The 21,843-nt window shown below is 29.8% G+C and carries 28 protein-coding genes, 1 pseudogene and 1 CRISPR repeat array; of the genes and pseudogenes, 20 read left to right on the plus strand and 9 right to left on the minus strand.

Annotation, left to right across the window (positions count from 1 at the left end):
* On the plus strand, positions 1-216 hold the full coding sequence (locus tag JH146_RS04910) for a sulfurtransferase TusA family protein (protein ID WP_048201955.1): 216 nt from the start codon (positions 1-3) through the stop codon (positions 214-216).
* A gap of 24 nt (positions 217-240) precedes the next feature.
* Positions 241-585 (plus strand): DsrE/DsrF/TusD sulfur relay family protein, encoded by a 345-nt coding sequence (locus JH146_RS04915; RefSeq protein WP_048201956.1) that lies wholly within the window; start codon positions 241-243, stop codon positions 583-585.
* On the opposite strand, the gene JH146_RS04920 is transcribed toward JH146_RS04915, so the two are convergent.
* On the minus strand, positions 586-1,578 hold the full coding sequence (locus JH146_RS04920) for a DHH family phosphoesterase (protein WP_048201957.1): 993 nt from the start codon (positions 1,576-1,578) through the stop codon (positions 586-588). It abuts the gene before it with no gap.
* A 91-nt stretch (positions 1,579-1,669) separates the two neighbouring features.
* On the minus strand, positions 1,670-2,011 hold the full coding sequence (locus tag JH146_RS04925) for a prefoldin subunit beta (RefSeq protein ID WP_048201958.1): 342 nt from the start codon (positions 2,009-2,011) through the stop codon (positions 1,670-1,672).
* A gap of 342 nt (positions 2,012-2,353) precedes the next feature.
* Here JH146_RS04925 and JH146_RS04930 point away from each other — a divergent pair, with 342 nt between their 5' ends.
* Positions 2,354-2,548, plus strand: a complete 195-nt coding sequence (locus JH146_RS04930) for a hypothetical protein (RefSeq protein ID WP_048201959.1) — start codon at positions 2,354-2,356, stop codon at positions 2,546-2,548.
* A 139-nt stretch (positions 2,549-2,687) separates the two neighbouring features.
* Positions 2,688-3,455, plus strand: coding sequence for a DNA-methyltransferase (locus JH146_RS04935; RefSeq protein ID WP_236953692.1), 768 nt, complete (start codon positions 2,688-2,690; stop codon positions 3,453-3,455).
* Between the two features lie 12 nt (positions 3,456-3,467).
* On the opposite strand, the pseudogene JH146_RS08925 reads toward JH146_RS04935, so the two are convergent.
* Positions 3,468-4,174: pseudogene (locus JH146_RS08925) on the minus strand (MjaI family restriction endonuclease).
* Between the two features lie 112 nt (positions 4,175-4,286).
* Between JH146_RS08925 and JH146_RS04945 the strand changes: the two are divergent.
* The 4 genes from JH146_RS04945 (at position 4,287) to JH146_RS04960 (ending at position 7,027) form a co-directional block, all read left to right on the plus strand.
* On the plus strand, positions 4,287-4,871 hold the full coding sequence (locus tag JH146_RS04945; RefSeq protein ID WP_048201960.1) for a 50S ribosomal protein L15e: 585 nt from the start codon (positions 4,287-4,289) through the stop codon (positions 4,869-4,871).
* Positions 4,872-4,997: 126 nt separating this feature from the next.
* Complete coding sequence (gene rpsB, locus JH146_RS04950; RefSeq protein ID WP_048201961.1) at positions 4,998-5,666, plus strand: 30S ribosomal protein S2; 669 nt, start codon at positions 4,998-5,000, stop codon at positions 5,664-5,666.
* A 37-nt stretch (positions 5,667-5,703) separates the two neighbouring features.
* Positions 5,704-6,312 (plus strand): HVO_0476 family zinc finger protein, encoded by a 609-nt coding sequence (locus JH146_RS04955; protein WP_048201962.1) that lies wholly within the window; start codon positions 5,704-5,706, stop codon positions 6,310-6,312.
* Between the two features lie 37 nt (positions 6,313-6,349).
* The gene (locus JH146_RS04960) at positions 6,350-7,027 is read left to right on the plus strand and encodes a 30S ribosomal protein S3ae (RefSeq protein WP_048201963.1); all 678 of its coding nucleotides are present in this window, start codon (positions 6,350-6,352) and stop codon (positions 7,025-7,027) included.
* Positions 7,028-7,047: 20 nt separating this feature from the next.
* On the opposite strand, the gene JH146_RS04965 is transcribed toward JH146_RS04960, so the two are convergent.
* Complete coding sequence (locus tag JH146_RS04965; RefSeq protein WP_048201964.1) at positions 7,048-7,662, minus strand: DJ-1/PfpI/YhbO family deglycase/protease; 615 nt, start codon at positions 7,660-7,662, stop codon at positions 7,048-7,050.
* Positions 7,663-7,715: 53 nt separating this feature from the next.
* Between JH146_RS04965 and JH146_RS04970 the strand changes: the two genes are divergently transcribed.
* The 3 genes from JH146_RS04970 (at position 7,716) to JH146_RS04980 (ending at position 10,901) form a co-directional block, all read left to right on the plus strand.
* Positions 7,716-8,525, plus strand: a complete 810-nt coding sequence (locus JH146_RS04970) for an HAD family hydrolase (protein ID WP_048201965.1) — start codon at positions 7,716-7,718, stop codon at positions 8,523-8,525.
* A 407-nt stretch (positions 8,526-8,932) separates the two neighbouring features.
* Positions 8,933-9,447: direct repeats of the CRISPR family, unit length 30 nt; unit sequence GTTAAAATCAGACCGTTACGGTATGGAAAC.
* Between the two features lie 124 nt (positions 9,448-9,571).
* Entirely contained in the window at positions 9,572-10,165 is a 594-nt protein-coding gene (locus JH146_RS04975) for a HemK2/MTQ2 family protein methyltransferase (protein ID WP_048201966.1), read from the plus strand.
* Between the two features lies 1 nt (position 10,166).
* Positions 10,167-10,901 carry a Nif3-like dinuclear metal center hexameric protein gene (locus JH146_RS04980; protein WP_048201967.1) on the plus strand — a complete coding sequence of 245 codons (735 nt, stop codon included), beginning with the start codon at positions 10,167-10,169 and terminating at the stop codon, positions 10,899-10,901.
* A gap of 4 nt (positions 10,902-10,905) precedes the next feature.
* Here JH146_RS04980 and JH146_RS04985 read toward each other — a convergent pair whose 3' ends face one another.
* The gene (locus tag JH146_RS04985; protein ID WP_048201968.1) at positions 10,906-11,673 is read right to left on the minus strand and encodes a DUF2226 domain-containing protein; all 768 of its coding nucleotides are present in this window, start codon (positions 11,671-11,673) and stop codon (positions 10,906-10,908) included.
* Between the two features lie 252 nt (positions 11,674-11,925).
* On the opposite strand from JH146_RS04985, the gene JH146_RS04990 reads away from it, so the two are divergent.
* Both JH146_RS04990 and JH146_RS04995 read left to right on the plus strand, forming a co-directional pair.
* Positions 11,926-12,246, plus strand: a complete 321-nt coding sequence (locus JH146_RS04990) for a winged helix-turn-helix transcriptional regulator (RefSeq protein ID WP_048201969.1) — start codon at positions 11,926-11,928, stop codon at positions 12,244-12,246.
* Positions 12,247-12,339: 93 nt separating this feature from the next.
* Positions 12,340-13,110, plus strand: coding sequence for a ParA family protein (locus JH146_RS04995; RefSeq protein WP_048201970.1), 771 nt, complete (start codon positions 12,340-12,342; stop codon positions 13,108-13,110).
* A gap of 30 nt (positions 13,111-13,140) precedes the next feature.
* On the opposite strand, the gene JH146_RS05000 is transcribed toward JH146_RS04995, so the two are convergent.
* A complete protein-coding gene (locus tag JH146_RS05000; RefSeq protein ID WP_048201971.1) occupies positions 13,141-14,040 on the minus strand; it encodes a hypothetical protein in 900 nt (299 codons plus the stop codon).
* Between the two features lie 171 nt (positions 14,041-14,211).
* Here JH146_RS05000 and JH146_RS05005 point away from each other — a divergent pair, with 171 nt between their 5' ends.
* From JH146_RS05005 to sepF, 4 genes are all read left to right on the plus strand, one after another.
* Positions 14,212-14,640 (plus strand): CBS domain-containing protein, encoded by a 429-nt coding sequence (locus tag JH146_RS05005; RefSeq protein WP_048201972.1) that lies wholly within the window; start codon positions 14,212-14,214, stop codon positions 14,638-14,640.
* Positions 14,641-14,718: 78 nt separating this feature from the next.
* The gene (gene mmp11, locus JH146_RS05010; RefSeq protein ID WP_048201973.1) at positions 14,719-15,618 is read left to right on the plus strand and encodes a methanogenesis marker protein 11; all 900 of its coding nucleotides are present in this window, start codon (positions 14,719-14,721) and stop codon (positions 15,616-15,618) included.
* A gap of 151 nt (positions 15,619-15,769) precedes the next feature.
* Positions 15,770-16,327, plus strand: coding sequence for an Era-like GTP-binding protein (locus JH146_RS05015; protein ID WP_048201974.1), 558 nt, complete (start codon positions 15,770-15,772; stop codon positions 16,325-16,327).
* 4 nt (positions 16,328-16,331) lie between these two features.
* On the plus strand, positions 16,332-16,778 hold the full coding sequence (gene sepF, locus JH146_RS05020; protein ID WP_048201975.1) for a cell division protein SepF: 447 nt from the start codon (positions 16,332-16,334) through the stop codon (positions 16,776-16,778).
* Positions 16,779-16,951: 173 nt separating this feature from the next.
* On the opposite strand, the gene JH146_RS05025 is transcribed toward sepF, so the two are convergent.
* Positions 16,952-17,596, minus strand: coding sequence for an IS6 family transposase (locus tag JH146_RS05025; protein WP_048201976.1), 645 nt, complete (start codon positions 17,594-17,596; stop codon positions 16,952-16,954).
* Between the two features lie 62 nt (positions 17,597-17,658).
* On the opposite strand from JH146_RS05025, the gene JH146_RS05030 reads away from it, so the two are divergent.
* The gene (locus JH146_RS05030; RefSeq protein ID WP_048201977.1) at positions 17,659-18,459 is read left to right on the plus strand and encodes an indole-3-glycerol-phosphate synthase; all 801 of its coding nucleotides are present in this window, start codon (positions 17,659-17,661) and stop codon (positions 18,457-18,459) included.
* Between the two features lies 1 nt (position 18,460).
* Here JH146_RS05030 and JH146_RS05035 read toward each other — a convergent pair whose 3' ends face one another.
* On the minus strand, positions 18,461-18,877 hold the full coding sequence (locus tag JH146_RS05035) for a hypothetical protein (protein ID WP_052352076.1): 417 nt from the start codon (positions 18,875-18,877) through the stop codon (positions 18,461-18,463).
* Positions 18,878-18,998: 121 nt separating this feature from the next.
* Positions 18,999-20,714, minus strand: a complete 1,716-nt coding sequence (locus JH146_RS05040) for a bifunctional NADP phosphatase/NAD kinase (RefSeq protein WP_048201978.1) — start codon at positions 20,712-20,714, stop codon at positions 18,999-19,001.
* A gap of 84 nt (positions 20,715-20,798) precedes the next feature.
* On the opposite strand from JH146_RS05040, the gene JH146_RS05045 reads away from it, so the two are divergent.
* Together JH146_RS05045 and JH146_RS05050 are read left to right on the plus strand one after the other, a co-directional pair.
* The gene (locus JH146_RS05045; RefSeq protein ID WP_048201979.1) at positions 20,799-21,068 is read left to right on the plus strand and encodes a PRC-barrel domain-containing protein; all 270 of its coding nucleotides are present in this window, start codon (positions 20,799-20,801) and stop codon (positions 21,066-21,068) included.
* A gap of 127 nt (positions 21,069-21,195) precedes the next feature.
* Positions 21,196-21,840, plus strand: a complete 645-nt coding sequence (locus JH146_RS05050) for an IS6 family transposase (RefSeq protein ID WP_048201980.1) — start codon at positions 21,196-21,198, stop codon at positions 21,838-21,840.
* Positions 21,841-21,843: the final 3 nt, after the last annotated feature.

A 21,843-nucleotide genomic window follows, 5' to 3' on the forward strand; every position in this document is an offset into this window, starting at 1 on the left:
ATGAAAAAACTTGATGTTACAGGAGATATCTGCCCAATTCCAGTTTTAAAAACAAAAAAAGCTTTAGAAGAATTAAATGAAGGAGAAGAATTGGAAGTTGTTGGGGATTACAAACCAGCATTAGAGAATATAAAAAGATTTGCTGAAAATAACGGATATACTGTTGTCTCTGCTGAAGAGACAGAAAACGGTTTTAGAATTGTTATTAAAAAATAAATAATATTATTTTTGGTGATTAACGTGAAATTTACTGTAGTTATTACAGAAGCACCTTATGGTAAGGAGAGAGCTTATTCAGCATTAAGATTTGCATTAACAGCCCTATTAGAAGGAATTAAAGTAAATATCTTCTTAATTGAGAATGGGGTTTATGTTGCTAAAAAAGAACAAAATCCATCAGAAATGCCTAATTATTTAGAGTTGTTAAAAAATGCTATTGAGCTTGGGGCAGTAGTTAAAGCTTGTGGCCCTTGCTGTAAAGCAAGAGGTTTAAAAGAGGAAGATTTACTTGAAGGAGTTCAATTAGCTACAATGCATGACTTAATAGCTTTTGTTAAGGAAAGTGATAACGTAGTTACATTTTAATTAACTTTGATTCTTTGCTTTTTTATATTCCTCTACAAATCTTTTATAGCAAAGGTCTAAAACTTCTTTTATAACTTTTTCTTTACTTTTGCTCTTATCATAAGGAGCATTTAACCCACCAGCTTCACTATGTCCTCCTCCACTTCCCCCCAACTCTTTTCCAATTTTTTCCATCAAATTACCTAAATGCACATACTTAGAAACATGTTTTCTACATCTTGCACTAACTCTAATCTCTCCCTCTTTTTTCCTAACAGCTACAACGAATGCTATATCTGCCCCTATACTCACTATAGTTTTTGCACAAGAAGCTTCATGAGAACTAACATGAGATAGAGCTATTTTAAGCTTATCAAATTCCCTAATTTCCATTCTACTACATGCCTTTAAGTGGGCTGTTCTCTTACTAAAATCACTTTCTTGAGACAATAAATACAAAATTTTCTGAAAACTTATATCTTTTATTAAATAACTTATTAACTCAAATGTTCTTGAGTTAGCTAACTTTAAATGTTTTGTATCATAAACAATTCCACACAATAGGGCAATTCTAACATTTTTTGGTGGAAAGATATTTAATTCTTTAAAAATCTCTGCTATAATCTCGGATGTTGATGGATAATCTTCCCTAACTATGTAATATTCACATATATCTGCCAAATCAGTTTTTTTATGGTGGTCTATTAAAATAACTTCTCTCTCTTTTAATTCATTAAAATTAACCTTTAATTGATTTACTGAAGCAGTATCAACTATAAACACAGTTTCTGGTAGTTTAGGATAAACTTCAATATCTACTTTTTCCCCAATTTCATTTAAAATGTTCCTTGAAATCTTACTAACAGAATCTGCTGAAATTCTAAACTTTCCATTTGGATTTAATTGGGATGCTAAATATTTTAAAGCTACACAACTTCCTATTGCATCAGGGTCTGCGTTATGATGGCATAAAAAAAGAATCTCATCTCTTTTTAAATAATCTAATAACTTCATTTTGCTCACCATAAAATTAGCAAGTAATAATTTAAAAGCTTAAAATTTCAAAAATAATAAAATTAAAAAGGAAAAATAAAGAAAAATTAATTTATTGTGCTGCAGGTATCATTTTTTGTAATTTTTCCTGCAATTCTTTTAATCTTGATTGTAATTTTTCTTCCTGTTTCTCTAATGTTTTTACTCTCAACTCTAATGTTTCAACTTTTTCTTCTAATTCTTTTTTAACATCATCTTTTTTTCTTTTAACAAATAATCCCCCAACTAACTTATAAACCTCATCGCTTGCAGATTTTTCCAATTCTTCTAAAGCTTTTTTACTTTCTTTTAATTCCGCTTCAACGCTCTGCTTCTGCATTAAAATCATTTGTAATTGTTGCTGTAATTGTTGTAACTGCATTAATTGTGCTTGAATTTGTGGTGGTAATTCCATAACAGTCACCTCTTAAGCTAAGCTTTATATTGCTGATAGTAAAATATAGCCAATCATCAAACTTTATTATCTAATAGGGTCTTTATAAAAGCCTTTGGGCTTTTATACTTAATGCATTTTTAAAGTGTAATTTATTTGATGATTGACTATAATAAGCCAATAATATAAAAATCTTTTCCTCATAGCTAAGCAGAATTTTTATTTGTAGTATTTAAACTTCATTGATATGAAATTTACAGCTATTTTTGATTTTTAGTTTAAAAATTATAGTGGCTTAGATAACAACAATTACATAAACTTTAAATAATTTTGTGTTTGATATGTGTTTTAGGTGAGTATATTATGACACAAAGAGAAAAAGATGATATAAAGAGAGTTCAGGTTACATTCACCAAGAGTCAGTGGGAGTTAATTGAAAATTTTAGGGGAATTTTGGGACAAACTGATGCTGAAATTGTAAGAACTATTGTTTTAGCATGGTTATCTGAAAAATCAATTATATCAACTACCATAAAGAAAGAAATAGGGGATAAGTAATGAATATTGATATAATAACTAATCATAAAATAATCTTTGGAGATTCAAGAAAAATGAATGAAATTGATGACGAAAGTGTTCATTTAGTTGTTACCTCCCCCCATACCCAATGATAGAAATGTGGGATAATTTGTTTAAAATGTTAAATCCAAAAATAAACGAGCTTTGGACAAAAATGGAAAATGAAGAAAATGAAGAGAAAAAAGAAAAATTAATCATGCAAATATATAATTTAATGCATCAAACATTATATCCAGTTTGGGAGGAAATTTATAGAGTTTTAGTTCCAGGAGGAATTGCATGCATTAACATAGGGGACGCTACAAGAAAAATTAACGGAGTTTTTAGATTATTTCCAAATCATTCCAAAATTATTGAGAATTTTGAAAAGATTGGATTTGTAACCCTTCCCTATATACTATGGAAAAAACCTTCAAACAAGCCAAATGCATTCTTAGGTTCTGGATTTCTCCCACCAAATGCTTATGTGACATTAGATGTTGAGTATATATTGATATTTAGGAAAGGAAAACCAGGAAAGTTTAAACCAAAAGACCCGTTAAGATATGCGAGTGCATACACTAAAGAAGAGAGGGACAAGTGGTTTTCTCAGATTTGGGAGATTGTTGGAGATAGACAAACACATAACAAGCTTAATAGAAGGACAGCATCATTCCCAGAAGAAATTCCTAGGAGATTAATTAGAATGTTTTCAATTATTGGTGATACTGTTTTAGACCCTTTTTTAGGGACTGGAACTACAATAAAAGCGGCAATTGAATTAAAGAGAAACTCTATTGGTTATGAAATTGATAAATCCCTAAAACCCATAATTGAAGAAAAAATTGGAACTAAGCAAAAAAGAATTGGAATGGATTTCAATGTAGAATTTGTCTATCGTAGCTAATATAGGATGATATTATCTTGTATTTTCAATCAAATCTAACAGCCTAGAGTAATCAACAATAATTTTATTTTTCTTCTTTTCATAAATAATTAAATGTCCCCTAAGTTCTTCAGACAAGTGTTTTTCCTGATTGACATAAGTTTTAGATTTAATTGATACAGGAATTTCTTTATCATCAATAATAATTACTCCGTCAATACCCTTAGCTTCCTCTTCTATAGTAGCAGGGCGATAATTTCCACCAAGTTCCCCTGAAACTTTTTTCAAAATAGCATCCTGCAACATAAGACCTTCATAGGTTTTTGTAAGAACCAAATCCTCAACCCACTTTCTTACATCATTTCTTTCCAACTGTTCTAAGGTTTCTTTAAAATTATTAAGCATGTTCCAAATTTTTCAGTAGCTTCATCAATCGCATTAGGATATTTTTGTAAATACCACTTTTTCCAATCTTCAAATGTTCTACCACCACTTTTTCTAAATTCTTTAATCAACTCACTCATCTGACCTACAACTTTTGGACGAGTTCCCTGTGCAAATAGGTTTGCAAGATTTATAAGCTGAGAAGAATATTTTGGTAACTCTGGTTTTGGAGGTAATTCTAGAATTTCTCTTTCTTCTTCAAATGTGATTTCTATAATACCTTTATTTGTTTCCATTTTCTTCATAAATTTCACCAAAATATAAGTATTAATGTAGATATAACCTATTTTAACCATTTCAAAGTAACCGTTAAATTAATATAATAGTTGTTAATAGTTATTTACTCTAAAGCTTTGATATTATAAAGGGGATGTGGCGGCAATGCTGAACCCATAAAAGAGGGATAAAATGGGAATCTACAAATACATAAGAGATGCATGGAAAAGACCAAAAGAGAGCTACGTTAGACAGTTGTTATGGGAGAGGTTACAGCAGTGGAGAAGAGAACCAGCAGTTGTAAGAATTGAAAGGCCAACAAGGTTAGATAGAGCAAGAGCTTTAGGATACAAACCAAAACAAGGAATCATTGTTGTCAGAGTAAGAGTTAGAAGAGGAGGTTTAAGAAAACCAAGACCAAAGAACTCAAAGAAGCCAGCTACATTAGGGGTTAATAAGATAACAATGGGTAAATCAATTCAAAGAATTGCTGAAGAGAGAGCAGCAAGAAGATATCCAAACATGGAAGTTTTAAACAGCTACTGGGTTGGAGAGGATGGAAAACACAAGTGGTATGAGGTCATATTAGTTGACCCATACCACCCAGCTATTAAAGCAGACCCACAACTCAACTGGTTATGCACTGGAAAACACAGAGGAAGAGCATTCAGAGGTTTAACATCAGCTGGTAAGAAAGGTAGAGGATTAAGAAACAAGGGTATTGGAGCTGAGAAAGTTAGACCAAGTATAAGAGCTCATGGAAGAAGAGGTAAGTAAATTAGAAACTTAAGAAAAATTTATATATATCTTTACATTTTCTATCTTCTTAGGGGAAACAACCACTAATTTTTAAACCCCCGACAATATTTGAAAAGACAACAACTATTTTTAAAGGTGGAAAATATGAGTGAGAAAGAGCTGTTAGTGCCATTAGATACATACCTAGCTTCAGGTATCCACATAGGGACTCAGCAAAAAACAAAAGACATGGAGAAATTTATTTACAGAGTAAGAAGCGATGGATTATATGTTTTGGATGTTAGAAAAACAGATGAGAGATTAAGAATAGCTGCCAAATTCTTAGCAAGATATGAACCAGAAGATATATTAGCTGTTTCAAGAAGAATCTACACAATGGGACCATTAGAAGAATTTGGAAAATACACTGGAATTAGAACAATCCCAGGAAGATTTGTCCCTGGAACATTAACAAACCCTGCATATAAGGGCTTTATGGAGCCAGAGGTTGTATTTATCAGCGACCCAAGAGTTGATAGACAGGCATTGAAAGAGGCAACAGAAATTGGAGTCCCTATCATTGGTTTATGTGATACAGAGCACTTGACATCATTCATCGACTTGGTTATACCTACAAACAACAAAGGTAAAAAGGCTGTTGCTTTAATCTACTACTTATTGACAAGAGAATACCTCAAAAACAGAGGAGTTATAACTGACGATACAAAATTACCATTCACATACGAAGAGTTTTTAGAAAAGGCGGCAAATCCAAAATACAGAATAATAATTCAGCCAAAAGACAAGAGAAGAAGAAGGAGAAGAAGAAAATAAAATAAAAAATAAACAAAATACTTAGAGGTTTTTGAAGATGACTGAAAAACTCTACATAGAATGCGAGAATTGTGGGTTTGAAGAGCAGGAAGTATTGAAGAAAAAAATTTATAACAAATCTGCCTATTACTTAGTTAGATGTCCAAACTGTGGAGCCGTAAGAGAGATTGTTGATAAGGTTAAGTTAAGCCAAGCAAAGTTAATTATAAGTAGATATGATATCTCAGAATCTAAAATAATTAATATCCCTGAAGATGAAACCTACAAAGTTGGAGATACAATTGAAGTTGATGGAGAAAAAATTGAGATAACAAAAATTGAAACACCTGAACCAGTAAAATCCGCTTTGGGTAAAGATATTAAATTTATTTGGGGTAAATCACTATCAATTCCAAAAAAATTGGGAATATCAGTAAATGATGGAAGTAAAACTTATGGAATATACATCTATATCCCAAATGACTTTGAATTTGAAGTAGAAAAAGTTTATAGGATAAACGATGGATTCTTTAGGTTAAAAAAGATAAAAACTGAGAAAGGAGCTGCTAAAAAATCAAAAGCTAAAGATATAAAAAGATTGTATGGAGAGGTAACAAAACCTGTAAGAAATTATGTTGATTTATCTAAGTTTTATAAAGGTGAATAATTCCCAAAACTACAATTAAATTTTTTAAGGTGAAAAGATGGCTACCGCAAGGACTGCAAGAGCAAGAAGAAAAGTAAGAAAAGTAAAAGATAAATGGAAAGAAAAAGTATGGTATGAAATTTATGCCACACCAGAATTTGGAGGAGTATTTATTGGCTACACACCAGCAAGTGACCCAAGCTTGGTTTTAGGTAGAGTTGCTGAAACAAGCTTAAGAGATTTAACAGGAGACCCAACAAAACACATGCATAGAGTATATTTCAAAATCTTTGGAGTTACTGGAAATAAGGCAATAGCTCAATATTATGGGCATGACACAACAAGAGAATTCATGAAATCACAAATCAGAAGAAGAAGAAGTAGAATTGATGCTATCGTTGATATCACAACCCAAGATGGTTACAAAATTAGAACAAAAGCAATGGTTTTAACTGCTTACAGAGCTAACACAAGACAAAAATCAGACATTAGAAAGAAAATGGAAGAAATTATAAAAACAATGGCTAAGGAAAAGACATTCCCACAATATGTTCAAGCAATGTTATTTGGAGAGATGGCTGAGAAGATAAAAGAGGAATGTAAGAAGATATTCCCAATTAAGAACGTTATTATCTACAAATCAGAAGTTTTATCATTAGCTAAGAAAGAAGAAACTGAAGGATTTGTAAAAGAAGCTGAAGAAACTGAAGAAGTTAAAGAAGACGCTCAAGAATAAATTAAATATTTAAAAACTTTTTACTGTTTATTTTTTTCTATTGCTTTTAAAACTTCTAAACCAAACAATCTTGCATAGTCAGGAGATTTTGCAGTAATTACATTACCATCAACCACAACCCCTTTGTCTTCATAAATTGCCCCTTCTTTTTTAAGCTCTTCTATAGCCTCTTGAGCAGGATATACAGTAGCTTTTTTGTTCTTTAGGATTCCTGCCTTTGCTAAAACTACTGGAGATAAGCATATTGCTGAAACAACCTTATTTTGACTGTTAAATTCTTTAACTAATTCTATTAACCTTGTATTATTCCATAAATACTCTTTTGAACCAATTCCCCCTACTATAACTATTGCATCATATTCATTAGCATTTACATCATAGATAGTTTTTTCAGTTGTTATTTTATTTCCCAACATCCCAACATGTTCCCCTTTTGTAGTTGAGACAACATCAACCTTTAATCCATTAGATTCAAATACAGCCATTGGTTCAAACAGCTCTTCATCTCTAAAGTCCTTTGGAGCTATAACCATTAAAACTTTTGTATTTTCCATATTTTTCCCCTCTTTATCTATACACATTGAAGACATTAAAGCTAATATTATAGATATTAGTATCACTGCTAATCTCTTCATGCTCTCACAATAATTCTTTATATCTGAACGTATATATTTAGTTATGTGAGATTATGAAAGTGGCCGTGGTATTTGATAGTGCTGGGACACTTGTAAAGATAATGAGAGTTATTAAAGATTTAAAGAAAAATAAGTTTATCTGTAATAGGCAGACAGTTGATATTGTAGATGAAAAAAAGGGTAGAGCATTAGTTATAATTAAAGAAGACCCATTAAAAGTTGTAGATAAAGAGAATCCAGAAAAGTTAATATCTGATTTATTAAAAGACGTTGAAATTGGTATCTCTTATTGTAACCCACCAATAAATAAAGAAGGAATTTTTAATGACAAAAAAACTAAGGTAAGGGAATTGCAAGAACCATTAAACATTTTAAAGAAATATGATGTAGAAACTGGATATGGTAGTGCTTTAATAGTAGATACTTACGCTGGAGAAGTTGAATATACAATAGCAACTGCTGGTTGTTTGTTTAAAGAAGTTAAAGAAACAATTAAACAATTAAAAGATTTAGGGGTTAAGGTTTTTATCGCTTCTGGAGATAGAAAAGGGTTTATAAAAAGGTTGGCTGAACTTACAGGAGTTAATGAGAAATACATAATGGCTGAGGCTCATCAAGAGCAAAAGAGGGATTTAATCATCAATCTAAAAAAAGAAGGATACTTTACAATAATGGTTGGAGATGGAGCTAATGATGTTCCAGCAATGATTGAAAGTAATTTAGCAGTAGTGACATTACAAAATGGAAATGTTTCAAGGAAAGCTCTCGAAACTGCTGATATAAAGATTTATAACATAAAAGAAATAGTTGATGTCTGTAAAAAAGTGATTAGTGGAGAGATTAAAGGTAAAAGAGCGAGTTAAAAATTATATATTAAAATTGAATAACTAAATATTTAAATGACATTTATCACATGGAAATTCTTTTCTTTTTAATTTAAAGCTTTTTAAGAGCTTATTTTTCAATTTTAAAGATTTTTAGAGAATTTCTAAGGGTCACTTATTTTAATTATTTTAAATATTTAAATTAATTAAATTATTGAGATTCTTAAAAGATTTTAAATAATTATTTTTAAATCAAAATTTCCCCAATAAATATTAAAGATTAAAAAATTTTAAAACTTTTTAAGATAGAAAATTAGAAAATAAAACCTAATTAAAAACTTCGAGGGTTTATAAATAAAAGGGGGTATTAACCCTTCGAAAATTATGGTATGAAAAAGCTTAAATATTAGAAGAGATAACATACAAAATAAGCAAAATATTGCCCTGTTAAAATCAGACCGTTACGGTATGGAAACTTCAGCACCGCACCAACAACAAGAAATAACTACAAAAAAATCGTTAAAATCAGACCGTTACGGTATGGAAACCTCGTTAACGTTCCATTTCCTATTATTGGTGTAAAAAGTGCTGTTAAAATCAGACCGTTACGGTATGGAAACAAAGTTACAGCAATTGAGACCAATGTTTCAGCAAATGTTAAAATCAGACCGTTACGGTATGGAAACGAATATGAGAATATTGAAATAAAAAAACCTGTGCTTTGTTAAAATCAGACCGTTACGGTATGGAAACAATGTACTCGCAACATCTGCGCCGTCTATGTATGTGAGTAGTTAAAATCAGACCGTTACGGTATGGAAACTTCGGCAGGGATATAATAATATAATATACACATTGCGTTAAAATCAGACCGTTACGGTATGGAAACGCCCCTATTGGGTGATACTGTGGGTCAGCAAATAGCCGTATAGTTAAAATCAGACCGTTTCGGTATGGAAACCTTTTTTAAGTTTATTGCTAAGAGAACATAAGATTTTGTTTTTACTATTATAAATCCATATATCTAAAACTATAATAACAAAATTTAAAACTCTCAACCCATATATCTCTTTTTGGTGAGAAGTGTGATAATAGAAATTGAAGGAATTAAACTAAAACTACATCCAGAAGTATATGAGCCAGCTGAAGATTCTATTTTATTATTAAAAAATCTTGTTGATGTTAAAAATAAAGAGGTTTTAGAAATAGGTGTTGGAACTGGATTAATCTCAATTGCTTGTGCAAAAAAAGGGGCTAAAAAAGTAGTAGGAGTTGATATAAATCCCTATGCTGTAAAATTGGCAAAAGAAAACGCTGAACTAAACAATGTTGATGTTTTATTTTTTGAAAGTGATTTATTTGAAAATGTTACTGGAAAGTTTGATGTTATTCTCTTTAACCCCCCTTATTTACCAACATCTGAAGATGATAAAATAGACAGCTATTTAAATTATGCCTTTGATGGAGGTAAAAATGGTAGAGAAATTTTAGATAGATTTATTTATGATTTGCCAAATTATTTAAAAAAAGGCGGTGTAGCTCAAATACTACAGAGTTCATTAACTGGAGAAGAAGAAACATTAAATAAGTTAAAATCTCTTGGTTTTAAGGTTGAAAAAGTTGCCTCATTAAAAATTCCTTTTGAAGAACTTATGGTCATAAACGCTTGGAGGTTATAAGATGAAAGCTAAAGAAATTATAGAGTTTATTGAAAGTTTTGCACCAAAAGATTTAGCTATTGAGGGAGATAATGTTGGATTGCAGGTTGGGGATGATTTAAATAGAGAGGTAAAAAAGTTAGGAATTGCTTTAGATCCATCATTATCAGTTATTAAAAAAGCAGAAAAAGAGGGTGTAGATTTTTTATTTACCCACCACCCATTATTAAAAGACCCGATAAGAAACTTCACTGGTGTTATTTACAAAAAATTAAAGATATTGATGGAAAATAACATTATTTTATACTCTGCCCATACAAACTTAGATATCTGTAAAAATGGATTGAATGATGCTTTAACTGAAGTTTATAATTTAGAAAATGCCCAACCTCTATATGATAATGGACTTGGAAGGGTTGGGATTTTTAAGGGAAGTTTTGAAGAATTTTTAGAAATAACAAAAAAATATATTCATAAAAATCCTATTGTTGTTAAAAGTAAAGAAGTAAAGGATAACTTTAAATTAGCTGTTTTATCTGGTTATGGTTTATCTCAATCATCCATAAAGTATGTTGCTGAAAGAGCTGATGTCTATCTTTCAGGAGATTTAACTCATCACTCAAAAATTTTAGCTGAAGAACTTGGTTTAGTTGTTGTTGATGCTACACACTACTCAACTGAGGTCTTTGGATTAAAAAAATTTAAAAAATTTTTATCTTCAAATTTAGATTTAGAGATAGTTAGCTTAGATTTTTAAATTTTTAATATAATTTAATGTTAATTTCATATTCCACATTGTATGGCTTAGAATCCAGAATTTCCATTACTCTTTTCTTTATAGGTTCAATTTTTATAGGTTTTTTAATAATTCCCAAAGATTTTTTCTGTATTATTATAATGTCACATGTGCAGATATACTTTTTATCACTTCTTTTAATTTTAATTTTTAAAGCATAATCTTCAATTAAATCTTGGTCTTTTAAAATTGACAACACATTTTTATCCAGCTCATTTTCAATTGAATGCTCTATATCCTTTATTTCATCTTCTGTGAATATATCATCTCCATAATCACCAAAAGTTTTTCTTATTATATTTTCTATAAAATCTTCATCCGGCTCTTTAATTCCCAGCTGTTTTAAAAGTTCTTCTCTTGATAATACCCCACTTTCAACGTTTATATCCATGCCATTGGTTTTTGAATATTTCTTTTTCTTTTGAATTTTTGGAATTGTTTCTACAACATCATATATAATTATTTTTTCATTGCCATTTTCTGATTTTAATATATCAAGTAAATCTTGTATAGCATTATCAATTTTGTTTTCATCTACAATAGCTTCAATCTTTGTAAATTCTCCCAGCGTTTCTGTTTCGTATATCTGCCCCCTATACTCAACAACCACCTTATTTCCTTTTTTCACTTTTATGTTTGAAACTAAATACTCATCTATAATTGCATATCTTTTCAGAATATTCAAACAATGCAAAATTTTTTCTTGGGGTAGTGTTACTTCTATTTTTTTCATTCCACCACCATACTAATAATATTACGGAAGGAAATTTCCTTCTGTCTTAGGGTATTATATACCGAACCCCTATAAAAAGATAACTTATTGAAAATAAGCATTAGAATAAAAATTTCCAGCTATTTGTTATACACTTTAAAATAACTGGAAAGTTTTATATAGTATTTAAAATTCATAAATTATTAATTTATTAAATTTTAAATAGTATCAAAGTTTAATAAATTTTTATTAAAATAAATTTAGCGTGAGAATATGCCAATCTTCTACGTGCTTGGGAAAAAGGGGACGATAGAGATTCTATACAAAATTAAAGAGGGAGTAAATTCTTTCACGAGCATAAAAAATGCTTTAGATATAGAAGGTTGCGGAGTAAGCACGAGAACGTTAGCAGAGAGATTAAATGAATTAGAAGAGGAAAATTTAATACAAAAAGATGGAAGTAAATATTATTTAACAAAGAAAGGACAAGAGGCGATAGAAATTATTGAAAATATTATGAAATGGGAGGCTAAGTGGAAAGAAGCAAAGATTCCAAAAATTATAATAGGAATGCTTGGTGATAAAGAGAGATAACTATTTTAATTTACACCTCCGAGCGTAAGCGAGGAGGTGTTAGTTTTGATGAAACTTTCTTAAAGTTTCAAAGAGAGATAATGGGTGAACACAATGAAAGTAATCACATTTTCAATTGCAAAAGGAGGTACTGGAAAAACAATTGTTACTGCAAATGTTGCAGCAGCTTTAGCCAAGAAAGGTAAAAAAATTTTATTAATTGATGGAGATATTGGTTCAAAATCATTATCTCATCTTTTAAATGTAAAATCAAATATATTTTTAGCAGATGTTGTAGAAAAAGAGCGTCCAATAAAAGACGCTATTGTTAACACTCCAATTGAAAATATTGAGCTATTAGCAGTTGGAAAATCGCTCGCCGATTATCTAAAATTCGATGTAGATATCTTAAAAAAATTTAAGGAGTTAGGAGATTACGATTATATATTTATAGACGCCCCATCAACATCAAGTGGTGTTGAAACCTACTTAGCTTTAGGTTTTTCTGATTACTTTGTCCCAGTTTTAGATTACACTGCCTTTGGCCCAAGTTTGCAGGGGGCTATAAATACAATAGTCATTGGAAAGAACTATTTAGAGAGCATACCTGCGGGATTTATAATAAATAAAGCTGAAGATTTACCAGAAAGTGTAATTAATGATGTTAAAAAAATCTTAGGATTAGAATGTATATCTATAATCCATAAAAATTCTCTTGTAGAACAATCTTATGCAAAAAAAGAAATTGTTTATTTAAAATCTTCAGATAAGAAATTTGTTGAAGAAATTGACAAAATTGTTGACGCTTTAGAAAGATTAAAAGAAATAAAAGAGAGAGATATTCCAAAAGTTATTGAAAAGATAAAAGAAAGTACTTTACTATAATAAAGTATATTACAGGAATACCATATTTCTTCATTTCCTCTTTATTTCCTCTTTATTGTCATTTAACACCATCACTTCTACAAGCGTTTTTAAAACTTCTTTCTGTTCTTCTTCTGATGGTATCTTGACATTATATTTTTTTAATAGCTCTTCATCTACGTTTAATACATTTTTACACTTTATTTTTACTTCTTCATCAATATAACTCCTCAATAATTTTTCCCTTAATTTTGTAGCATTTTTTAAGAAACATTTACTAATTTCCACTGCAAAAATTACAAAAAACGCCCCCATTAATGTCATTATTAACCTTTCCTTAATAGAGAGAGGTATTGCCATAATGTAATCTTCTACTTTTAGATTTAAATATAAAATCCCTAAAATCGAGCCATATAAGTGGTCTATCATCACCGATGTAAATGATAAAATTAAAGCCCCCAATATAATCTTTTTACAATCTTTGTTAAATAATAATTTGTTTATTTTCTCTCTAAAAATGATAATGAGCAATAAAGCAAGAATCGAAAGAGACGGATAATAAAAAGCCACTCTACCAACATCTGTTAAATAAAATATTAATAAACCTATAGCCAAAATTATAGCCGAATACTTCCATTTTCCTTCAGATAATACTCCCGCAGATATAACCGCCAATGCTGGTGGAATTAAAGAATATATCCCAAAATAAAATGCTTTTGAATTTAAAAAGAAGTAGATTAACATTACCAACACTACTGCAAAAAATCCGTAAATTGGTCCCAATAAAAGACCACACACAGCCGATAAACTTGGATATGCATTTATTTTATGGCTTGAACCTATCATCTCAAATTTAAGAAATGGGATAAATATAAATATAAAAGCAACTGTCCAAATAAATATTAAAAATAGAGCTCTTTTATCTTTTCTAATAAATTTAAATATATTCATAACAATCCCTATTAATATCAATTATAAGTGAAAGATTGCCATTTTTGTCTTTTATTTTATAAATACATTTCTATTTTATTTTTAACCATTCTAAATTATATACATTATACTTTATAAAATATTACCTATTACTAAAATTTTTTGCCCTAAAATTTTTCTTAGGTGTTATAGATGATTGATATTCTTAAAAATATAAAAGTAAAGGATATAATGACCAAAAATGTCATAACTGCAAAAAAGGATGAGGGTGTTGTAGAGGCATTTGAAAAAATGCTAAAACATAAAATTAGCTCTTTACCAGTAATAGATGATGAAAATAAGGTTATTGGAATAGTAACAACAACAGATATAGGTTATAATTTAATAAGGGATAAATACACATTAGAAACAACACTTGGAGACGTAATGACAAAAGATGTAATTACAATAGATGAAAATGCAAATATATTAGAGGCTATTAAAAAAATGGACATTAATGGAAAAAAAGAAGAAATTATTAACCAATTACCTGTGGTTGATAAAGATAATAAGTTAGTTGGAATAATTTCTGATGGCGATATAATTAGGACCATTTCAAAAATTATTATTGACATCATTTAAAAACTAATAATTAATAAATAATATTACGCTATTTTATCTTATTATCTTTAATTTTATTAAAGGTACATAGGTGGTTTTATGTCAGTAAATTATAAGAGTGTTATTGCTATGGTTGATGATGCTCTAAACCTCGTTGAGATAGTTGAAGAACATCCCTGCCCAAATGGTAGTGAGTGGGTTATCTATCAATATCAAAGAACTTCACCTCTAATATTATCAGCATGGAGAGAAGGGAATAAACACCACTTCGTAACAAAAATTGGTAAAGAGAAATTAAATTTAGTTCCTTCACTATCAGCAGCAGGAATTGAAGAAGTATATATAGAAAATAATAGAGTTCATATTGTCTATGCAGGATTAGCTGGAGGAGGAGTAGGAACTGAGCTAAGGAAGGGAGCTAAAAACGTCCTTGAAGTAAATATTTTAGAGAAAGGAGGAGGTTCAAAACTTGGGAGAGCAGAGGTTGTGACTCCAAAAATGGAAAAGGTTATTGTTGGTATTGATGATACAGATACAAAAGAAGAAGGGGCTACCTGGGTTTTAGCACATGAAATTGGTTTAGAAGTTGAGAAAAATAACTTAGGTTACTATTTAGACCACACAATTGTTCAACTTTATCCTGGAAATCCAAATAAAACTCAGAATTGTGTTTCTATTGCTCTAAGTTTTGCTGTTTATCCAGAATATAAATACAAATTAGACAAATTCATTAAAAAATTGTTAGAAGAAAGAAGCTTATCAGATGAGACAGCAATGGCAGTTTATTATGGGTTATTCCCATCAAAAAGTATGAAATTGTTTGCTTTGAAAGCTAAAAAAGAAATGGTTAAAATAGAGGAAGCAAAATCTATAGCTTTAAGAAATAACATAAAAATAATCCCAATTAATGGAGAAGGCGGAATTATAGGGGCAGTTGCTGCTTTAGGTTTAGCGGAGCATCACTCATTAGCTCCAAAACTATGTGAGGATATTAAATAGAGGACTTTCGCAGGAATAAATTTAAATTTTTTATTGGTATAATGACGCCTTTGGAGTCAAATTTCCAAATTTAATATATAAACTGCGAAAGTCCTATTAAATTACCATAGGGACAAAGCCCTTATGGATAGTTAATCCATGATGTGAGACTATGGAAAATAGAGAGTTTAAAATAGCCATTATTGGTCCTGAAAATGCTGGAAAATCATCAATAATGAATGCATTATTTGGAAAATATGTTTCATTAGTTTCTGAAGTTGGAGGAACCACAAAAATGCCAATAAAAAGATACTGGGGAAAATTAAAGATTGGAAGAATTAAGGAAGAGCCAGAGTTTGTAAATTTAGTTTTTGTTGATTTGGGAGGTTTATATACAACAACAGACAAACAATCCCCAATTATGACTCCTAAAGTTTTAGAAAAGACATTTGAGGAAATTAACGATTCAGATATGATTATACACGTAATTGATGGTAGCGTTGGATTACTGAGAAGTTTTGAGAAACTCCACCACCTGTTAAAATTCAGATACCAAAAACCTATTATAGTAGTAATCAATAAATGTGATTTATTAAATGATAGTGATAAAGAAAATTTAAAGAACTATGTTGAAAGAAGAATAAAAAATACGCCAATATTTGTATCAGCAAAAACTTTTGAAGGGATTCCTGAATTGTTAGAGATAATTATTAAGTATTTGAAAAGGTGATTTAATGATAGAAAAATTGAAAAAACTTTTAGGAAAGAAAGATAACTTTTCTACTCCAGCTCCAGTATCTATAGATGATTATTTAGGAGAAATTGAGGAAATTCCCATAACTCCAGTTGAAGAAGAAAAATTGACAATAAAAGTTTGCAGTATTGAAGATGAAAAAGATGCTGTAAGTGCCATAGTAATGGCTGAAGCTGGATATATTGTTATAGCAAAAACTCCTAATTTAGAAAAAGAGATTGATGATGAATTTATTGAGATTATTAAAAAGATGAGAAATGAGATTATAAAATTTGGAGGAAACTTAATTATTTTGGGTGATGAACATTTATTAATAACTCCAAAAAATGTTGTTATAGAAAAACTTATTAAAGAAAAGAAAGAACAGAGCAATGCTACAAAAGAAAATAAAGAAATAAATGAAGAAAAAGAAGAGAACAATGGATAAACTGTTATTTTTTAAATTTCTCTAAAGCCCCAAATATATAGTCAATCATCAAAAGTTTATTTGTTAAAAGGTATTTATAAAAGCCCAAAGGGCTTTTATACTTATTCCATATTAAAATGTCATTTTATTTGATGATTGACTATAAAACTCTTTTTTCTAAATGTGAGAGACTGTCAAGTTATTGATAGTATCCAATTGTAGAACATCATGAAGCTCTTTATCCAACTAATAACCGTATCGAACTTACTATTATTAGGGAATCTATTAAAGAATGCTTTTGTTCTTCGTTTAAGCAGTGAGAAGAAGCTTTCTACACAATTTCTCAGTCCGAATCGGACTCTTTCAAATTTTAAGCCCAACTTCTGCAACGCCCACGGATACCATCTCCCACCATCAACCAAAATTTTAGGCTTATTCGAGCAAAATTTTAATATACCCCTAACGAATAATATAGTATCGAGGTAATTTCTTGTTTTTGATATATAAACTCCCAAGCATTCCTTCGATTCAACGTCAATAGCAGACCATACGTAAATAGTCTTATCTCCAAATTTTAGTTTAGTCTCGTCTATTGCAATTAGGTTTCTTACACCCCTCTTAGGTTCGTTTAAGACTTCTTTAATCTTGTGATAATAAACTCTAACTGACTCGTGGCTTATACTTTCGAATGGGGAGAGAAATAACCTCGTCTTCCTCAACGATAACCCGAGGTAGTATAAAAGCCCTGCTAAGATTTTAACTTCTATCGACTTCCTATTCCTCTTAAAAAGCTTCTTCTCTTCGATTCTCTCCTTTATTACATCTATTGCGAGCTTCATATTTACTATTTTTTATCGACATATTGATAAAAATTTAACCTGACAGTCTCAAATGTGATAATATGAAAGTTTTAGATGAGATTGTTACAAATAGAAAAAAATTGATTGAAATAGAGAAAAGAAAAGATATACTCAAAGATTTAAGAAATTTTATTGATGAATTAAATATAGATATAGAAAAAAAGAAAAAATTAAAATTATCTAAAGCTATAAAAAAAGCTAAAGAAACAAAAAATCCAATAATCACTGAAATTAAACCGTCATCACCTTCAAAAGGAAACATTAGAAAAATAAATCTTGAAGATGTCAAAAATATAGCTAAAGAAATGATGGAAGGTGGAGCAACCGCTTTATCTATCCTAACAGAGCCAAAATACTTTAATGGAAGCTATAAAAATCTGATTGTTGCAAGAGATGTTGATATCCCCATATTGATGAAAGATTTTATTATTGATTTTTATCAGATTGATATAGCAAGTGAGATTGGAGCAAATGCAGTTTTATTAATTGTCTCCACACTTGGAGAAGATATTGGAGAGTTTTTAGATTATGCCAAAGAAAATGATTTGGAATGCTTAGTTGAAACACATAGCGAAGATGAGATAGATATAGCTTTAGATGCTGGAGCTAAGATTATTGGCATAAATAACAGAGATTTAAAAACTTTAAAAATAGATTTATCTACAACTGAGAAATTAGCCCCATTAATTCCAAAAAATAAAATAAAGGTTGGAGAGAGTGGGATTTATACAAAGGAGCAGTTAAATTATATTTTAAAATTCACTGATGCCGCTTTAATTGGTTCATCAATAATGGAAAGTGAAAGCATAAAAGATAAAGTTAGGGAACTTGCAATGAGATAAACTATTTTTTCTTTTTTATTCTATATTTAATTTCGTTTAAAATCTTCTTTGCTTCTTCAAATTCTTTATTGTTAATCTTTAATTCCAATTCTAAGAATTTTAATTCCATTTCAGCATTATAAAATCCCTTATTTATAATCATCTCTTTGTATTCCCAAACCAATTGCTTTAATTTTTGCATTTTAAATTCTTCTCTTTCTTTTTCAATCTTTTCCTTATGTTTTTCAAAATGGTAATATAAAGTTGTTTCAGGAATTCCTAAAAGCTCAGATACTTCAGTTAAACTTTTCTCTTTTAATAAATCAAGAGCATTGTCTAAAACACTATTTGGAATTTTTATCTTCTTTCCTCTTGGTTTTTCTTCAATATTTATCACAACTGTTGGAATTTCTTTCAAAACTTCAATTTTATATTTCATTTTTTGTTGTTATAGACACTTTTAGGCATTCTAACAATAACAACATCTTTTTTAGCCAATTCTTTTATTTTTTCAATCTCTTTCCAACTAACTATTTTATTCAAGTGGACGAGCATAAAAATCACTTTACACCAAAGCATCTATTCAACTTATCATAGAAACTCTGTCCTTTTACAAAATAAGCATAACTATCAGATTTTTCAAAGATTAGCTCATCATCCTTTCCAACTTCATATTCAACGCTCCCATCAATTACTAATAAAGCTGGTTTTTCCAATTTAAGTTTTAACTTAATTTTATTTGAACCAGAAACTACTAAAGGTCTTGAAGATAATTTAAATGGACATATTGGAGATATTATAAAGCAATCAACATTTGGCTCAACTATAGGTCCTCCAGCACTTAAAGAATAGGCTGTTGAACCAGTAGGTGTTGAAATAATTATCCCGTCAGCTCTAACATTTTCAACAAGAGTATCATTAACATATACATCAAATTCTAAAATTTTTGCAGGATTTTTTGTAATAACAACCATTTCATTTAAGGCAGATGGTGTTTTTATAACTTTATCATCTTTTATTATTTTGCAAGATAATTTACTTCTTTTTTCTATCTCGTATTCACCATAAATTACCTTATCAATTATTCTAAAAACCTCATCTTTATAAAACTCAGCTAAAAATCCTAATTTTCCCATATTCACCGCTATTATTGGTATTGTTTCCCCATTAACTAATCTTGAAGCTCTAAGTATTGTTCCATCTCCACCAATTGCAATAATATGAGAGATTGTTGAAATATCAAATGGCTCTCCTCCAACTTTATTTTTCAAAAAGTTTTCAACACAGTAGGGAATATTTTTATCTCTTAGATATTTACAAATCTCTACGGCTAAGTTAATGGCATCTTCTTTATCCTCTCTAACAACTATTCCAAATTTTGCTGGCTTTATTGCCCATTTATTTCCAAATAAAGCTATAAGTTTTTTGTGTAAATATTTATTACTAATAATTAAAGAAGTTCTTTCCATTAAATGTAATTTCATATTTAATGGCTTTCCATTTTTATTTGTTATTATTGCATTTCCTTCTTTACAAATAACATAAGCCCCAGCTATATCGCAGAGTCGAGAGTTTTCATTCACATTTATGTAAGCATCTAAAGCCCCACTGACAACATAACACATTTCCAAAGCCATAGAGCCAAATAACCTAACCCTTCTAACTTTTCTTTCCTTTAAAAATTCTAACAAATCATTAGACAGTCCATAAACAAACAATCCAACAGATGCTTCTTTTAAATCTTTTGTGTCTTTTGCTTCTATCCCAATCTTTTCCCCATCTTTTTCTAAGAAACTCCCCTCCCCTTTAATAGCATAATACAAATCTCCAGTAGCTAAGTTTTTCACAATCCCAATATACAAATCATCTATTGTGTAATTATTGGCTATAAAATTTTTAATCCATTCTAAATTATTAATATTTTCTCTAATTAGCTTTTTATCTTCACTTTTAATTTTTGCTACAGCTATTGAGGTAGAATATATTGGTATAGCTTTTAAAGCATTGTATGTTCCATCTATAGGGTCTAAAATAAATATATGTTCCAAATCTTTACCTACAACTTTTAAACCAATCTCTTCACTTATTAAAATTCCCCCACCAAACTTTTCTAATATATTTAAAGCGATATTTTCAGCAATTATATCTATTCTTTTCGTTGGTGTTCCATCTGCACCTATTTTAACTACTTCATCTGCCTTTTCCCAACCAATTAGAGGTTTTATCTTTTTATCAATTTCATCAATAACTTTCATTGCAATTTTAAATCCTTCCATAATTATCACACAAAAATATATAAATAAAGATTAGTTAAATAGAATTTTTTAAGTTTAAGGATTATAAAAAGTTAGGTGGATGGTATGGCAATTAGGGTTAGTGACATTTTAGATAAACCAATATACACAACAACAGCAATATACGTTGGGAAGGTTTATGATGTGATGCTCGATTTGAATAAAGGAGTTATTAGTGGTTTAATTGTCTCAGATATTCAAAATGGATGTTTAAAGGAATATGTTACCGACCCTACTAAGAAAGTTGTTTTACCATTTCATCTAATTACTGCAATTGGGAATATAATATTGGTTAAACCTCCTGCAGATTCTGGTTATGGATTTTTAAAGAAATAGGTTTATTTTTTTATAATATTAAAAACTATTTATTCTGTATTTAGTAAGTTTTTATGATTTTTATTTTATAATGAGGTGAGACTGTCAGGTTAAATTTTTATCAATATGTCGATAAAAAATAGTAAATATGAAGCTCGCAATAGATGTAATAAAGGAGAGAATCGAAGAGAAGAAGCTTTTTAAGAGGAATAGGAAGTCGATAGAAGTTAAAATCTTAGCAGGGCTTTTATACTACCTCGGGTTATCGTTGAGGAAGACGAGTTTATTTCTCTCCCAATTCGAAAGTATAAGCCACGAGTCAGTTAGAGTTTATTATCACAAGATTAAAGAGGTTTTAAACAAGCCTGAGAAGACTGTAAGAAGGTTAATTGCAATCGACGAGACTAAACTAAAGGTCGGAGATAAGAATATTTACGTATGGTCTGCTATTGACGTTGAATCGAAGGAATGCTTGGGAGTTTATATATCAAAAACAAGAAATTACCTCGATACTATATTATTCGTTAGGGGTATATTAAAATTTTGCTCGAATAAGCCTAAAATTTTGGTTGATGGTGGGAGATGGTATCCGTGGGCGTTGCAGAAGTTGGGCTTAAAATTTGAAAGAGTCCGATTCGGACTGAGAAATTGTGTAGAAAGCTTCTTCTCACTGCTTAAACGAAGAACAAAAGCATTCTTTAATAGATTCCCTAATAATAGTAAGTTCGATACGGTTATTAGTTGGATAAAGAGCTTCATGATGTTCTACAATTGGATACTATCAATAACTTGACAG

Origin of the sequence: Methanocaldococcus bathoardescens (assembly GCF_000739065.1) — an archaeon.
GTDB classification, from domain to species: domain Archaea; phylum AGJL01; class Methanococci; order Methanococcales; family Methanocaldococcaceae; genus Methanocaldococcus; species Methanocaldococcus bathoardescens.